The 15,239-nt window shown below is 63.2% G+C and carries 11 protein-coding genes and 1 pseudogene; 6 read left to right on the top strand and 6 right to left on the bottom strand.

Features of this window, described 5'->3' with window-relative positions; all coding sequences use genetic code 11:
- Positions 1 to 3: 3 nt before the first annotated feature.
- Positions 4 to 198: pseudogene (locus AB0280_RS01715) on the bottom strand (ATP-binding cassette domain-containing protein); the annotation flags it as partial.
- A gap of 123 nt (positions 199 to 321) precedes the next feature.
- Between AB0280_RS01715 and AB0280_RS01710 the strand changes: the two are divergent.
- On the top strand, positions 322 to 543 hold the full coding sequence (locus AB0280_RS01710) for a hypothetical protein (RefSeq protein ID WP_307489868.1): 222 nt from the start codon (positions 322 to 324) through the stop codon (positions 541 to 543).
- A 264-nt stretch (positions 544 to 807) separates the two neighbouring features.
- Here AB0280_RS01710 and AB0280_RS01705 read toward each other — a convergent pair whose 3' ends face one another.
- The gene (locus tag AB0280_RS01705; RefSeq protein WP_307489866.1) at positions 808 to 2,013 is read right to left on the bottom strand and encodes a glycoside hydrolase family 26 protein; all 1,206 of its coding nucleotides are present in this window, start codon (positions 2,011 to 2,013) and stop codon (positions 808 to 810) included.
- 381 nt (positions 2,014 to 2,394) lie between these two features.
- Between AB0280_RS01705 and AB0280_RS01700 the strand changes: the two genes are divergently transcribed.
- Positions 2,395 to 2,520 (top strand): hypothetical protein, encoded by a 126-nt coding sequence (locus AB0280_RS01700; RefSeq protein ID WP_307489864.1) that lies wholly within the window; start codon positions 2,395 to 2,397, stop codon positions 2,518 to 2,520.
- A gap of 635 nt (positions 2,521 to 3,155) precedes the next feature.
- Here the strand turns inward: AB0280_RS01700 and AB0280_RS01695 are convergent.
- From AB0280_RS01695 to AB0280_RS01685, 3 genes are all read right to left on the bottom strand, one after another.
- Entirely contained in the window at positions 3,156 to 4,646 is a 1,491-nt protein-coding gene (locus tag AB0280_RS01695) for a polysaccharide deacetylase family protein (protein ID WP_366366090.1), read from the bottom strand.
- Between the two features lie 150 nt (positions 4,647 to 4,796).
- On the bottom strand, positions 4,797 to 5,843 hold the full coding sequence (locus AB0280_RS01690) for an alkaline phosphatase family protein (protein WP_370871768.1): 1,047 nt from the start codon (positions 5,841 to 5,843) through the stop codon (positions 4,797 to 4,799).
- 219 nt (positions 5,844 to 6,062) lie between these two features.
- Positions 6,063 to 8,654, bottom strand: a complete 2,592-nt coding sequence (locus AB0280_RS01685) for an AMP-binding protein (protein WP_307489857.1) — start codon at positions 8,652 to 8,654, stop codon at positions 6,063 to 6,065.
- 373 nt (positions 8,655 to 9,027) lie between these two features.
- Here AB0280_RS01685 and AB0280_RS01680 point away from each other — a divergent pair, with 373 nt between their 5' ends.
- Positions 9,028 to 9,723: a hypothetical protein gene (locus AB0280_RS01680; protein WP_307489855.1), complete on the top strand. Its 696-nt coding sequence runs from the start codon at positions 9,028 to 9,030 to the stop codon at positions 9,721 to 9,723.
- Here the strand turns inward: AB0280_RS01680 and AB0280_RS01675 are convergent.
- The gene (locus AB0280_RS01675; RefSeq protein ID WP_366366238.1) at positions 9,689 to 10,531 is read right to left on the bottom strand and encodes an alpha/beta hydrolase; all 843 of its coding nucleotides are present in this window, start codon (positions 10,529 to 10,531) and stop codon (positions 9,689 to 9,691) included. The genes AB0280_RS01680 and AB0280_RS01675 overlap by 35 nt on opposite strands.
- Before the next feature lie 625 nt (positions 10,532 to 11,156).
- Here AB0280_RS01675 and AB0280_RS01670 point away from each other — a divergent pair.
- From AB0280_RS01670 to AB0280_RS01660, 3 genes are all read left to right on the top strand, one after another.
- The gene (locus AB0280_RS01670) at positions 11,157 to 12,857 is read left to right on the top strand and encodes a phospholipase C (RefSeq protein ID WP_307489851.1); all 1,701 of its coding nucleotides are present in this window, start codon (positions 11,157 to 11,159) and stop codon (positions 12,855 to 12,857) included.
- A 56-nt stretch (positions 12,858 to 12,913) separates the two neighbouring features.
- The gene (locus tag AB0280_RS01665; protein WP_307489849.1) at positions 12,914 to 13,996 is read left to right on the top strand and encodes a glycerophosphodiester phosphodiesterase; all 1,083 of its coding nucleotides are present in this window, start codon (positions 12,914 to 12,916) and stop codon (positions 13,994 to 13,996) included.
- Between the two features lie 253 nt (positions 13,997 to 14,249).
- Positions 14,250 to 15,191, top strand: coding sequence for an undecaprenyl-diphosphate phosphatase (locus tag AB0280_RS01660; protein ID WP_307489847.1), 942 nt, complete (start codon positions 14,250 to 14,252; stop codon positions 15,189 to 15,191).
- Positions 15,192 to 15,239: the final 48 nt, after the last annotated feature.

Here is a 15,239-nt window from a genome sequence, read left to right as displayed (position 1 = left end):
CCGTAGATCTTCACTGTCCCGGGGTTCGAAGACCTTCCCACCGATGTGCAACGTCCCAGCGGTGGGCTTGTAAATACCCAGAAGCGCCCGCAGCGTGGTGGTCTTCCCCGACCCGTTACTGCCCAGGAACCCGAAGGTCTCCCCCGCTTTCACGTCGAAGGACAGGTCCCGGATAACCGTGGTATCCCCGAAGTCCATCCGGAAGTCTTTGATGTGCACAAGCGGCTCCGCCGCGTCCCCCAACGTCATGCTCCAAGCCTATCCCCGGCGGCCAACGCCGCCCCGGCAATCGTGTCACACGGCAGCGCAGTAATCTTGTGCATGGAGTGGACCAGGTACGCACGCACTATTGCCAAGGAGTTCGCGGGAAAACGTCCCGAGAACTTTGTCGATTTATGGCTCAAGTACCAGGACTACGGCGGTGTTGCCACCGCCGCGGAGTTTCACGCGCTCATCAACGGGACACGGGAGGCATCCCAACGCGAACTCTTCCTTCTAAAAGCCGCTTTCGAGGACATTGCCGAGAGGCCGTCCCACGCTTAGTGACCGGCACCGCCGCGCCTTCCGCCCGAAGAAACGGGAGAAAAGGGCATCGCTTAGCGTCGTCCGAGAACCCTAAGTCACTTAGTGGGACACGACGAGACACTCCAAGTGGATCTTGAGAGGCGAAGGGTCGGCCGATTGGGGGAAAGTCAGCGCTTCCGTCGCCGAAGAATTCTACCTCTGGCGGCAGGTCCTATGCCCGGAGATCGCACGGGGAGTTTAACCCGCCCTGGAAGGCGTAACAGGAATTGGCCAGCCGGTGCGTCATTCCTCAGTTGGCCGGCAGCTGGTTCCTTGCCCGTACTGCAGCCAGTCCGGCAGGGCAGCCGTGAACGCGCCCTGGATGGAGGGGCTGTTGGTGGTGGTCCAGTCGATCCTGCCTTTGACCTCCACTTCGTTCTTGTCCCACTCGAACCAATTGATCATCTTCAGGTTGGGGAACCGGGTGTGGATCTGGGGGCTGAACACCTGCTCCCACCAGAGACGCTTGATGTCTATTTCCGCGGCGCCTCCGGCCGCGGGGTTGTAGAGGGCGGCCGTTTCAGGGATGGCCACGGGTTTGTTGTGGTCTTTGCCGTACACGCCGTAGAAGTCGGGCAGGAGGCTGTCATCGCCGTTGGCCCCGACATAGGTGCCGGTGAGCTGGTCGGCGAACTTGTTGGCCTCCGGGATCTCATTCTCGCCCCACGGGTATTTCGCGCCCCAGTGGTACAGCGACATGCCCACCCAGTCAACCACCCCGTCCCCGGGGTAATACGGAGCGTAAGGATCGTCGGCCATCGTCAGGGCGCCGTCGTGATCGGTGTCCAGCGCCGCGAAATCCGCGCTGCCCGCCGTGGACTCGAACTGGCCCCCGGCAAACGGGTACCCGCCGGCGTAGTTGGGCGCCCACATCATCGCCGAGCCCGGCGCACCCGTGTGGACGGCGTCAGCGACCTGCGTGAACATGGCCTTGTATTCGACCGGCTGCTGGGACCAGGGGTACCAGGACCCGTTCATCTCATGGGCGAGGCGGACGATCACCGGGACCCCCTGGCCATTGATCGACACCAGATCCTTCACCAGGGCGTTAATGACGTCCGGGGTGACGGCGGCCAGGCCCTGCTTGGGTTCCAGGGTCAGGAGCATGATGTGCCCGTCAGCCCGGACCTGGGCGGCGGCCTGCTGCAGGTGCGTCCGCTCCTGCTCCGTGTAGGGGAAGTCAGCGAAGGACACGCTCACCGCGGGCTTGTGTCCCAGGTCGGCCGCGTACTGGGCCAGCGGCTTGGCGTCCAGATTCAGGTTCACCCCAAACAACGCGCTGCCCGGCCGCGGGATCAGGCTGTTACCATCCGTCACCTCGCAGGTGGGGACGGCCACCGCGCGTTGGCTGGTGGCCGCTTCGAGGTTTTTGCGGTCCCGGTCCGCCAACCCGCCGGCGATGCTGGCAGTGCCCAACACCGCAGCGACTACGGCAACCCCAACGGGCAACGCCCAATCCTTCAGACGTGCGAGAACGATGTCTCGGTTCTTGACGTCCCTCGGTACGGACTCTTGCTCGGGCAAGGCGGAACCCCCTGTTGACCTGCGGTTTTGTTCTCCATCCTAACGGCCAATGATGCCCATCTGTTGCCGGAGTCTATCGCCGGGAGGATGTCAGCCAATACGCAATCTGCATGCGGTGACCCTAGCTGGATCCAACGGGTCGATTGACCGGGCGTCCTGTCTAATCTCGATGCCCAGGCTGCTGCCGCGGTGTTTCCCTTTCGCACCCACTTGTTCCCTGGAAATTGCCGGCGGACCATAATGGTAGCGACGCTGGCCAGCGACAGATGGTCTGGGAGGTTTTGGGAGACGGGAGATCCTGCTTTGGTGCCATCGGACCTGGAAACGTACCTGTTCCCTCTGGTTACCAACGATGCCTGCCCTGCCGGGACCTTTGAACTCGAATTCGAATCAGGCCGCATGTCCTTGGCGGACGGGCTATACAAGATCTGAGGCTTTAGCCGTGGGCAGGTTGTACCCACCCGTGCTGCTCTACTCACCCATCTATATTCCGGTGACCGCGAGCCGTTCGAGAAGCTCCTGACCAGCTTTCCGAAAGGGGCGGACAGGCAGCCTTGCTGCACGGGGTCATTGACAGCAGGGGATGACAGCGGCAGGTCTTCACTAAAGTGCAGTCCTAAGCAGCGCTAACCCATGCGCTGGCCCGGCCGACCGGATTCATGGTTGACCTGACCCGCAGCATGCGGGAGGAGTCACATCAAATTGCTAAGACGCCAAACAAGGCGCGTTGTCCCACACAGCTGTCATCGAACAAGCCAACGGCATTGTCATGGGCCTCCTCCTGGTCGGGCCCGACGTAGCTCCCAAAGTTTTAGCCCTTCCTCGGGCTCCTACGAATACGCGGCTGCCACTGCCCAAACAGATCCTGGCAGCATGCTGCTCATGGCCGTGCATCCCTGGGGCATCCCGGTGCGATCCGTGCCGGATCGCGCCGGTTCTGGCAGCCGGACGCTGACGGAAGAGCCCCGACGGGGGCCGAAGGCTGGAGCGGCGAGGCCGGACGTGGAGCGACGTTTTTCTTTGTAGTGTGCGGCATCGGCCGGCCATGGCCGAGCAGAAGTGCGCGACTATCGACGCCCAGGACGCGCCCGATACACATGGCCCGCCGCCAATGGTGTTCCTTCGAACAGTTGCGGCACCGTCACTAGCCGGTACCCCATTCCTTGGAGGCTGGTGATCAGTTCCTGCTGTCCCGCGATGGTGGTGGGGTCGACGTCGTGCATGAGGACGACGTCGCCGGGGCTGATTTCCTTGAGCACCTTGGGGACGAACAATGCGGGGTTCCTGCTTTGCCAGTCAAGTGAGTCGACGGCCCAAAGGATCAGTGGCTTCCCTACTGCTGACTGCACCGTTGCGTCCGCGGCGCCGTATGGGGGGCGCATCAGCGACGGGGACGAGCCGATTGCGGCCCTGATCGCGGCGTCAGCACCGTCGATTTCGCTTTTGACCCCTGCCGGAGGCAGCTTGGTCAGGTACGGGTGGCTGTAAGTGTGATTGCCGATGGCATGCCCGGCCTCGGCCACCTGCCTGGCTGTGGCCGGGTGGGCAGCAGCGTTGGAGCCGGTCATGAAGAAGGTCGCTTCGGCGCCCGTGTTTTTCAAAATCGTCAGCAGCTGTGCTGTTGTCGTGGTGTCTGGGCCGTCGTCATAGGTCAGGGCCGCGCACGGGACAATGTCGCAGTTGATATGACGTAATCCCAATGGCGTGAGCGGCCGCGTAGCGGCGGGGGTTTGCAGCTGGCTCAGCATTCTGCGGCCGGCCTCGCTCAGCATGGACTCGGCTTCTCCCGCGGGGATGGTTGCTATCCCTCCCCCTCCGGTTCGCCCCCGTTCCGTTGCGTACGGCGACGAAATTTGAAGCTCGCCGGAGGGGGTGAATACCAAGTCGGCCGGCGCGGGGTGCTGGGCAGTGGGGGCGGCAATGGCCACAGGAACACTACTGGCGCGAGACCGGATCCGGTCCACAGCCTCGGGCCGCAGCAGTTCGATGGCAGGGCGCAGTTCTCCTGAGACCGTGTCGATGGTGAAGGTTTGCGAATTCACGGTGCGCGTCCGGTCCGGCCCGGTATCCGTCACTCGTTCCCGGAACATGATCCATGTCCCGCCGGCCAGCACGGGTTCGGCCGTGACGGTGAGGGAGTCTTCCGCCGGCATAGCGGCGTTCAATGCCATTCGGGGACTGTAGCGGCTCCCGGAGGATGCGGCTGCCTTGTCCAATGTGTCCAGCAGCCAGGAATCGAGATGCGAATTCCAGCCGGGGAGGTTGTCCACGTACGTCCATGATGCCCTGACCTGACGCCCACCGACTCTGGCGATCAAGGACACCGGGTAGCCGCCCGGAACGCTGAACGGCATCCGTACTACGTCCGATAACGCCGGAGGCAGCACCAGCTGCTCACGTGATGGGCTGGCCCGGGCAGCTGTTTGGGGGGTGGGTTCCACCACAGGAGACTTGGGATTGCCGTCACCGGTAAACACGAGGGCAGCGGCACACAGCCACGCCACGTTCATCAGCCACGAGACAGCGCCCTTCGAACGCCATGGGCCTTGCTCCCTCAAACCCCAACAACTCCTCAGCTCTGGACTGGCCCCGGTCCCGACGCGTCTGGGCCCCGAACGGAGCATACTGTGAAACCCCTGCCGGACGGCAATGGCGGGAAATGACTGTGACGCCCGAAGCAGCCGTCCTGGTCACATCGGGACTCCGGGTCAGGCGTGGGCGTTGTAGACGTCGGGTCCAAACGTCGTGATACCGGGTTCTGCCGCTGTGCCAAGACGTGGCAGGGAGAAGAAGTCCTCGATGCTAGCCAGCAGGCTGTAGTGGTTGTAGGGCTGGGCGGACGTGCCGCCAGGGGTGCTGTAGGGGGACAGGACCAGTGTGCCGATTTGTCCGCCAACGCTTCCACCGGGCAGGGTCGTTGAGGGACCGGCCCGCCCGTCGTCGGCCTCGTCAAAGGTGATGATGAGCATCCCGTCCTGTTTGTAGGCCGGGGAGCCCACGATGGAGGGGACGGCGGTGCGGAGCCACTGATCAGCTGCTGCCAGCCCTCCGGGGGTGCCATCGGTGCAGGGGTTGTCGTGGCCGTCATGGCAGAGGTTGGGAGTGATGTAGGCCAGGTTTGGGGTCGTCGCCACGGAGCCGAGGTCATTGGCCAGCGCAGAATAGTTCACCACGTTCCTTGTGCAGTCTGCGGTGTCAGTGATGGAGCGGAAGTACACGAAGGGGTCGTGTCTTGTGGCGTATTGGTCGGTGGACGTCTTATGGAGGTTGTCCTCCGCACCGACAGCCGGGTGCAGGCAGGGCGAGGGCATGTCTTCCATGTAGCCCTTCCACGTTTTCCCGGCCGCAGTGAGCTGGCCGGCCAGGGTGGGCACGTTGGCCGGGTAGACGCACCCGTCACCTGTCAGCCGGCCCTGGCTGTCTGTGCCGGTGGAAACGAAAGAGCTGAAGGTGCGACAATCGCGGGAGGTGCTGTCGTTGGGGGGCTGCCCGGAGATCTGGGCGAGGTAATTCGGCAGGGAGTCGTGGGCGATGCCGTAGTACTGGGTCAGCAGCACCCCCTGGGCCCGCAGCGTTCCGGTGAGATACGGGGCTGCCGATCCGTTCCCGAACACCCGGTCGTATCCCTGGTTTTCCAGGTTGATCACAAAAACGTGCCCCGGGATACCGGGCCACGTGGGCGCGGCGACGGGTTGCCCCAGCGTGCAACCCGAGAGCACCATGCCGGCGATAAACAGGGCCGCACCCAACAGCACAGTCCTCCCGTGCCAGCGGTTCCCGAATCGGCGTCCTCTGAACATCGCGCGCTCCCTCTCGAGCTTGGGTGCGAACACTGTCCCAGATGCCACTCTGCATTCCGTTGGGTATTCGCTGGGAAAACCCCCTGAATAATTCCGACGCAGGCGCAGGCCAGCGATCCGTTCCTTTGTCCCAAGGCGGTGAGCGGAGGCCTGGACATGACGGCCCCTGCCGGTTCAATCCGTTGTAGCGGGCGAGGGAAGGATCGTGGCCTGCCGAATTTCCGCTTTGCGGCCGCGACGCCGCCGTGTGTAAGAGACGGCGTTGCAGAGGGACCAGTATGCAATCCCTGCGGTGAGGGAGGCGGCCACGGCAAGGGCCGGGCTGGTCTCGACCAGTGGCGGGTAGACGAGCCAGTGGACGAGGTAGATGTGCATTGAGGCACTGGCCAGGAGGACAACCGGTTTGCTCAAGATCCTTGGCACGGGCAGGACCGGCAACCAGGTCAGCAGCAGAATTCCGGCGATCATGGTCAGCTCGCGGTTGTGGTTGTCGAAGAAGCCGGGGATGGTGAGGACTGTGAGTGCCGAGACGAGGACGCGTTGTGGGAGGTTGCGGGCGCGGGCGATGGCCCAGCCGAGGGCGAAGAGCCAGAGGGCCGGGAGGGTGTGGGGCACGTTGGGCTCGATGAGTTCGTAGCGGGTGAGTAGCCCGGCGCTGAACAGTGCAAGCGGATACATGAGTGGGAAGCGGCGTTCTGCCCTTCCGAGCCATGGAACGGCCAGAAGTGCTGACATCGCCAACAGGATGTAGACGATGTCTTCGATGAACCAGAAATGCCACTGGGTGGTGACCTGTTCCGGCCCAAGTATGGCGTTGAGCAGCACCACGTTGGCGAGGCTGTAGCGGTCCGTCACCAGGTATGCGAAGGTAATGAAGGCCATGCTGGGGACGGCGATGCGCGCGACGCTGGTCAGCTGCCGTCGCAGTCGCGGGAGCCTCCGTCCGGTCAGCTGGAAGCGGGCGAAGTTGAAACCTGCCGCAGCAATCAGGACATGGGCCATTCCCTGCCACTCGAGGAGGCCGATGTGCGTGCTGACGATCAGGACGATGCCCATGGCCCGCAGGACGACGCCGGTGTCCATTCGCGCCAGGAGCCGCTTCTTTTGGATGCGTCCCGGCTCCTTTTCTGACGGATGGCGGTGTTCAGGAGTGCGTTCGAGGGCGCCGACGGTCCTTAGGTGCCAGTCCGGGGGCAGGTGGCCCAGGAGCTGTTCCAGGCGGACCGAGACGGCCACGAACGATAGGGAGTCTCCCCCGAGGGATACAAAGGTGTCCGTGTCGCTGATCTCTGTCAGCTCCAGGCATTCCTGGAAGATTCGGCGAACGCTGTCCTGGCCGGCGGCGCCGGAAGGAGAGGCCCCGGGGTCAGGGGTTCCTTGTTCGGCCTGGCGCTGACGGACCAACGCGGCGACAGCGGGATAGTTGATTTTTCCGTTGCCCAGGCGTGGAAGTTCCTGGACTGTGTGCAGGCCGACGGCGGCACGCGGCAGCCCGACACCCTGGGCCAGGACTTTGGTCAGGAGGTTGGTGTCGTGGCCGCCCTCGATGGCCACGGTCAGCATGTCATCGTCTCCCATGGCCGCGGCGGTAACTCCGATGGCCGACAGCAACTGTTCCACCTGGCCGAGGTCAACTCGGAGGCCGACGATCTTGACGAACCTGCTGCGCCGCCCGGCGATTTCGTAGAGACCTGCGGCGTTTTTCCGTGCCAGGTCGCCGGTGCGCAGTTCGGTGAGGGTCCGGCCCAGCGCCAGATCTTCCGGCTGGTTTGCGTATCCCAGCATGACGTTCGGCCCGGTGTAGACCAGTTCCCCGTCGGGCAACCCCTCCACGGGGTCAATGCGGAAGCTGCCGCCGGGGACCGGAACGCCGATCGCTCCTGCGTTGTCCACGGCCAGGCGCGGGGGGAGATAGGCCATCCTGGCCGTCGCTTCCGTCTGCCCATACATGACGAACAAATCCCAGCCCCGGTTCTTGCCCAACTCCGCGAAATGCCGAACACGTTCCGGCGCCAGCCGGCCACCGGCCTGGGTGACGTAGCGAAGGCTTGGCAACTCCACCCCGGAGAAGCCGACCCGATCCAGCAACTCAAACGTGTAAGGGACCGCGGCGAAGGAAGTGACGCGTTCACTGCGGCACAAGTCCCAGAAGCACGGATCCACAACCGACAGGCCGGTCAGCACCAACGTGGCACCGCGGAGGAGATGGCTGTTGATGACGGAGAGCCCATAGCAGTACGACACGGGCAGCGTGGTCACTGCCCGGTCCTCCGGTGTGATTCCCAAGTACGTGGCAATGGATTCGGCGTTCGCCTGCAGGTTGGCATGGGAGAGGCGGACCAGCTTGGGTGAGCCCGTGGACCCTGAGGTACTCAGAAGCAGAGCAAGGTCCGGGTGCAAGTCATGCCGGCTTCCCGCGCGTCGTTCCTCCAAGCTGAACTCACCATGTGCTGAACGGAGTACCACATCCGGATCGTAGGCGGCGATCAGGGAACCAAGGGCCGCGGGTTTGTCCTCGGGGAGAAGGATTAAGGGATGTCCGCCGGTGAGGGCCGCCAAGTACGCCACCAACGAATCGACATCGTTCGACGCTGCAAGGGCAATCAAGCGGCGTTCCCCGCCCAAGTCCCGGGCGAGGTCTCCAACCCGCTGTCCCAGCTCCAAGTAGGTCACTGTACGCCCGTCGGCGATGATGGCAGGCCTATGTCCGTAGCTCGAAAGATCGGCAGCGAAAGGTACCCGCGCGAAATCAAGCTGCGTAGTCATTCAAATGATCTTATTAGCCAAGGCTTACCTAAGTAAAACCGTCTCGTAGACAAACCATCCATAATGCCGAAAGTTCGCGGCCCATATCCCGGCTTCTCATCCAGCTTGCCGCTGCAGGAAGTCTCGCCACGCTTCCCGGAACCTTCAAGTTCCCGCCTCGGTCTCGCGGCCGCGCACCACCCCATCCCTTCGTCGCTGACGGAAGCTCTGCCGGATCTGGCACCGAGTACGAACGCGAGGACGACATCACTGTGAGCGCGCTCGGAAAAGTCCACTGGCTGCGCGCCCGCATATCCCTATCTTCCGGTGCGGACACTGCGAACTCGAAGGAGCGTGCCCGGTTCAGACTGGTTCCGCGCCTACACTCCTGACTATGAGCATTGAGAGCGAAAGGCAGGTGCCGGCCGAACACCGCTGGCCCGCCGTGATTGGCCTTCTGGTCGCGTTGGGCCTTTATGCGACGTTGCCGACGACGTTCCTGCCAGGCGTTCGCATCGCTGTCGTTGTCGTCGGCGTGGGTCTACTGGTCCCACTATTAGTACTAAATCCCCGTCGACTTACCCGCCAAACACGCTGGTCCAGGTATCTTTCCGTCGGCCAGGCCCTGTTGCTGGTCATAGCGAACGAAACAGCCCTTGTTCAGTTGATCGTGGTGCTCACAAACTCGGCCAACAGCAGCGGCCCCACCCTTTTACTGGCCGCGCTTCAGGTATGGGTCACCAATGTCATCGCCTTTGCCCTTGTTTACTGGGAGCTGGACCGGGGCGGCCCTGTTTTTCGGCGGCACACCCCGCGCCACGAACTGCCCCGGGCGGACTTCCGGTTCCCCCAGGATGAGGACCACGATGCCGTGAAGGAAGTTGCCGCCCGGTCATCGGTCAAGACCGGCTGGACTGCTTCGTTCATCGACTATGTTTACTTCTCTTTGTCCAACTCCATGGCCTTCAGCCCCACCGACACCATGCCGCTGTCCGCGAGGGCAAAATCCCTGATGGGGCTGGAGGCCTTTGGCGGCTTCGTGCTGCTGGCACTCGTCATCGCCCATGCCGTGTCCCTGCTGGCCCAATAACACCCCAGCCATCGGCGCAGACAGAGGCTACTGCCGGGCCATGGGTCGCTAGGTGCAGCATAGTTAGCGCCGCCGACCATCGGTGCTTTCCCAGATCAGGGGCGCGCTCAAACCTCCGAGCTGCCGTTGGTGGATAACGAGACTTTGGCGGCCCAGCCTGGGATCCGGTGCAGCCTGTTCTTCTAGGGCCCAACGCTCGGGGTGTCGCACTGCTTTGCGTCGGTGACGAACTGGGAGACAACGGGCGGCGAATTTTCCTGGTTCCGCCAGGTGCGCCAGGTGGCCAAGGGTTGGACCAGGTCTCGATTCGCGCTTGTGGGATGTGGGTCGGGAGGTGGTCGTGATCACTGAGGCTGACCGGTCCTCCTGCAAGCCACAGGTAAGGCACTGTGACGCTGTGGAGAATTGCATCAATGCCGGACTGAAGGTCAGTGCGGGACGGGGTCAGGATGTTGGACAAGTAATCGAGGACCAGCTGCTGGTCGACCCGTCGCGTTTTGAGTACCCGCCCGCGTTCGGGCTCGGGGAGCATTTCGACCCCAATGCTGACCTCGAAGGGTGCGAAAGCGCTCACAAAGTCAGTTCCCCGGAGGGCTGTTGCACGTTGCTGCACAAAGCGGGTAAACGGTTCTACAAGGACGGGCTGATCTACGTTGAGGACCCCCGATGCGTCATGGAAGGCCGCGTACGCAGTGGCATGCAGCGCTCCGGCTGAGTGTCCGACCACGACAGGACTGTTTAATCCGCTGGCGCGGGTTGTGGCATGGATCCGCTCGACCACATTGCGTAGGTCGGCACCTGAACCGATCGAGTCAGCGTGTCCGGGCAGATCAACGGCCAGGCATCGAAACCGGTCCCTGAGCCATCACGGTACTCCCCACGGGTTACAAAGGTCGCTTGATAGTAGGAAAGTTAACGGGGTTACGATGGGCGGTCAATCCTCGCCCCAACGCCGACGCTCGCTGAGCGTTCGGAATCGCGGAGATGATCGCGTGTGCTGCTCAAGGCTTGCTTACGAGTGGGCCTGTTGCAGTCCCGGCGCCTTGCCGAGTTCTGACCGGAACCTTGTAAGGCGTGGGTAGGCGCTGTCACGGAAGACGAGCAGGGCAAGGTTTTACCGCCACTGATCTGAAATCTGTAAGTGGCACGGGATGATCCTCCTGCTCTACGTGCCGTTCGGCATAGCCGTGCACCGGGTTGGAACCGGGCCAACGGCCACCGGCGGGGCTCTGCTCGTCGTCTGTTCATCAATTGGTCACGCCAGGTTAATTACTGCTGAGTAGCTTCGAATCGTTGAGGCCCAACCGGTCGCCTCACAACCACAGCGGATTCAACTGCCATCGGCGGCGCTTCCGTTACGACGGCGGCACCCGAGCCGCAGCAGGACAACAACCCGGTCCCCGCCGGAACCCCCACAAAGGATTGGTCTCCCCATGCCTGACTCACGAAAACTCTTGACCCGGAAGCGGGCTGCCGCTGCCGGCGCGGCCGCACTGGCTGCCTCGACACTGACCGCAGGACTGGTCGGTTTCGGCGCCGGCCCGGCCAAGGCCGGCGCAACCCCTGACAGCACCGCGACGCCGATCAAGCACGTGGTGGTGCTTTTCCAGGAGAATGTCTCCTTCGACCACTACTTCGCGACCTACCCTAACGCCGCCAACACCGCTGGCGAGACCCAGCAGGGCACCGGCACGCCCGCGGCCGCCTTCACCGCATCAGAGGACACTCCCAAGGACATCAATACCCTTGCCAAAGCAGGGCTGCTGGCACCGAACAACCCCAACTCGGCCCAGCCCGCACGCCTGTCCCCGATGCAGGCCGTCACCTGCGACCAGGACCATGAGTACACCGCCGAGCAGAAGGCGTACAACGGCGGACTGATGGATAAGTTCGTGGAGTTCACCAGCAAGGATGCCTGCGCCCCGAACCAGTACGGGCGCCCCGGGCTGACGATGGACTATTACGACGGCAACTCGGTCACCGGGATCTGGAATTACGCCCAGAACTACGCCATGAGCGACAACCACTTCAGCACCGTCTTCGGACCCTCAACCCCAGGTGCACTGAACCTGGTCTCGGGCCAAACCCACGGGGTCAAGGAATTCACCGCCGCCGGCCAGCCGGTGAAGCCCGCCGCCAGCGACTACACGGTCCGCGTCCCCGACGCGAACGGCGCCGGCACCATGATCAACGACCCCGACCCGGTCTACGATGACTGCTCCAACAACAGCCACGCCAAGACCAACAACCTAGCCGGCATGACCGGCAAGAACATCGGCGACCTGCTCAACGACCAAGGCGTGTCCTGGGGCTGGTTCCAGGGCGGCTTCACCCCCACCACCGCGGCAACGGACACGACCCCCGCTGCCTGCAAGAGCACCCACAACAACGTGGCCGGCGTCTCCAGCACGGACTACAACCCGCACCACCAGCCCTTCCAGTACTACGCCTCCACCGCCAACCCGCACCACTTGGCCCCGGCGAACGACGCGGAAATCGGACACGACGGCCAGGCCAACCACCAATACGACCTGACCGACTTCAACAAGGTCATCAACAGCGACAACATGCCGGCCGTTTCCTTCCTGAAAGCCTCCAACTTCCAGGACGGGCACGCCGCCTACTCGGACCCCGTCGATGAGCAGAACTTCATCGCCAAAACCGTCAACCAGATCCAGCAGTCCAAGAACTGGGACAACACCGCCGTCGTGCTCGCCTATGACGATTCTGATGGATGGTACGACCACGTCGCCGCCCAGGTGAAGAATGCCTCCAACAGCCCCGATGACGCCGCATGGTGCCAGAACGCCGCAGCGGCCGGTGTCCCGGTGGCGGGCGGCTACGCCGATCGCTGCGGCCCCGGCCCCCGCCAGCCTCTGGTAGTCATCTCCCCGTACGCCAAAAAGAATTTCGTGGACCACACCGAAACCGACCAGGCCTCCATCCTGCGGTTCATCGAAGACAACTGGCACACCGGCCACATCGGCGACGCCTCAGCAGACGCCACCGCCGGATCCATGAACACCATGTTCAACTTCCACCACGAACGCAACGACAAGGTCCTGCTCAACGAACAGACCGGTGCCGTCGCATCCATCAGCCACAACGGCAACGAAGCAGCCAAGGCACGCTAAACCCCGGGCCCACCTCCGGTACCAAACATTCGCCGTCAACAAAACTTGGAGAACCCATGAAATACACAAAGCTGCTGACCGCGGCTGCCATCACCGCCGGCGTCGCCCTGGGAACATCCCTCCCGGCCCACGCCGCAGACACCAACCCCAACGGCACCGAAAACCACTTCGACCTGCAGGCCCACCGCGGCGGCATCGGACTGACCGTCGAATCGACCCTGGCCTCCTTCGCCAAGGGCATCGAGACCGGCGTGTCCACTCTGGAAATGGACCTCCAGATCACCAAGGATGGCCGCGAAGTCATCACCCACGACCGCAAGATCAGCGGCCAGAAGTGCAAGGACACCGCCCCCGTCACCCCCGGTGACCCCTCCTACCCCTACGTCGGCAAGTACATCAAGGACCTGACCTTCGCCCAGGTCCGCAGCCTGGACTGCGGGTCCCAGACCCTGCCCCAGTTCCCCGGCCAGCAGGCCTCCCCCGGTGCCAAGATGCCGACCCTCGCCGAGGTGTTCGACCTTGCCAACCGCTACCGGGCCAGCCAGGTCAAGTTCAACATCGAAACCAAGGTCGAGGCCGGCGCACCGGAGCAGACTGCGCCGCGCGAACAGTTCGTCGAGGTGGCCCTGCGCGAAATCAACAAAGCGCACATGGCAGAACGCGTTTCCATCGAAAGCTTCGACTGGGGCTCACTGCGCCTGGTGAAGGAACGCCAGCCCGGCATCCGCACCGTGGCCCTGACCAACAAGGACTTCCTGCAGGCCGGACAGCCCGGAGCATCGCCCTGGTTGGGCGGCATCGACGCCGATGACTTCGGCGGCGACCTTGTCGACTCCGCGGCCTCACTTGGCTTTGACGCTATCTCCCCGGTCCACGGCACCCCGCAAAACGGCAAAGTCACCGACCCCGGCTACGTCCCCTACGTGACCGCCGACATGGTGACCCGCGCACACGCCAAGGGCATGCAGGTCATCCCTTGGACCGTCGACGACAAGCCCACCATGCGCAAACTCATGGACGACGGCGTCGACGGCCTTATTACCGACTACCCGAACCAATTGCGCGAAGTCCTGGCTGAACGGTCCCTGAAGCTGCCCAAGCAGTACACCCTGGAACCGGGCGCCTCAGCATCGAATTGATCCAGCCTAGGGATGCCGCCTTCCAGCACGGACAGGCATCACGGGAACGGCGCGCCCCAGCGAACGGGGCGCGCCGTTCCAGTCCCCGGAAAACAGGGGGCCTCGCGTGGGCTTGGGCCAACGACAGGGGGTGATGGGTGAGGAGCGCGGCCGGTGGCGAAGACCAAACGCCCAGCCCCTGTCCGGAGCGATGTTGCCCGTGACGTTGTTCTTTGTTTACCCGCCGTCAAGGTGGAGTGTGTAGCTTCCGCGCATGATCAATAATTTCCAGGCAGCCATCCTGGGTTTGGTTCTGGGTATTACCGAACTTTTTCCTATCTCCAGTCTGGGCCACAGCGTCGTTCTTCCCCGCCTTTTCGGTTGGAACCTGGACCAGAACGATCCCTCGTTCCTCACGTTCCTAATCGCCACACACCTCGCCACAGCCATGGTGTTGTTCGTGTTCTTCCTCCGCGACTGGATTGAAATCTTCAAAGGCATCGGCCGCTCGGTGCGGGATCGGAAAATCGACCCGGCTGATAGCTACGCGGAACTCGGGTGGTTGCTGATCGTGGGAACTGTCCCGGCCGGGATTCTGGGGCTGGCCTTGGAGAAACCGATTCGGGCATTGTTCGCTACCCCACTGATCGCTGCCGCGTTCCTAATTATCAACGGATTCATCCTCTTCGCCGCAGAGCGACTGCATCGCATCATCGAGAGACACCTGATGCGCATGAACTCGATTCCCGCGACAGTCGCTGGCGAAACCGCTGCCAGTCAAACCGACGCCCTGGGAATTCGCCCGACTGCAGCGTCCTCGGATGCCGCGATTGCAGGGCTTTCCTGGAAACAGGCATTGGGAATCGGAGCAAGTCAGGGCGCAGCCCTGATTCCAGGTATCTCCCGTTCCGGCTCCTCCATGGTCGGCGGACTCCTCGCTGGACTGAGCAATGAAAACGCTGCCCGCTTCAGCTTCCTGCTCGCCACCCCTGTTATCGGCGCGGCCGCTCTCCTCAAACTCCCCGAACTCTTCGGCCCTAATCTGGCCGGGGACCGCGGCGCGTTCATCATAGGCGCCCTCTGCTCGGGATTGGCCGCTTGGATCTCCACGAAGTTCCTCCTCAGGTTCTTCCATACCCGCACCCTGGTACCGTTTGCGGTTTACTGCATCGTCGCTGGCGCACTCTATGTCACCGCCCTCCTGGCCATAGGCTGACAGGCATCGCCAAGCGGCGTAACCGCGCGGCAGATCGTTGAAGAATGC

The sequence above is a fragment of the Pseudarthrobacter sp. 902506025 genome, assembly GCF_040702325.1.
In the GTDB taxonomy this organism is placed as follows: Bacteria; Actinomycetota; Actinomycetes; order Actinomycetales; family Micrococcaceae; genus Arthrobacter.
Note: the sequence above shows the minus strand (reverse complement) of the source record. Positions and strands in the feature narration are given on the sequence as shown.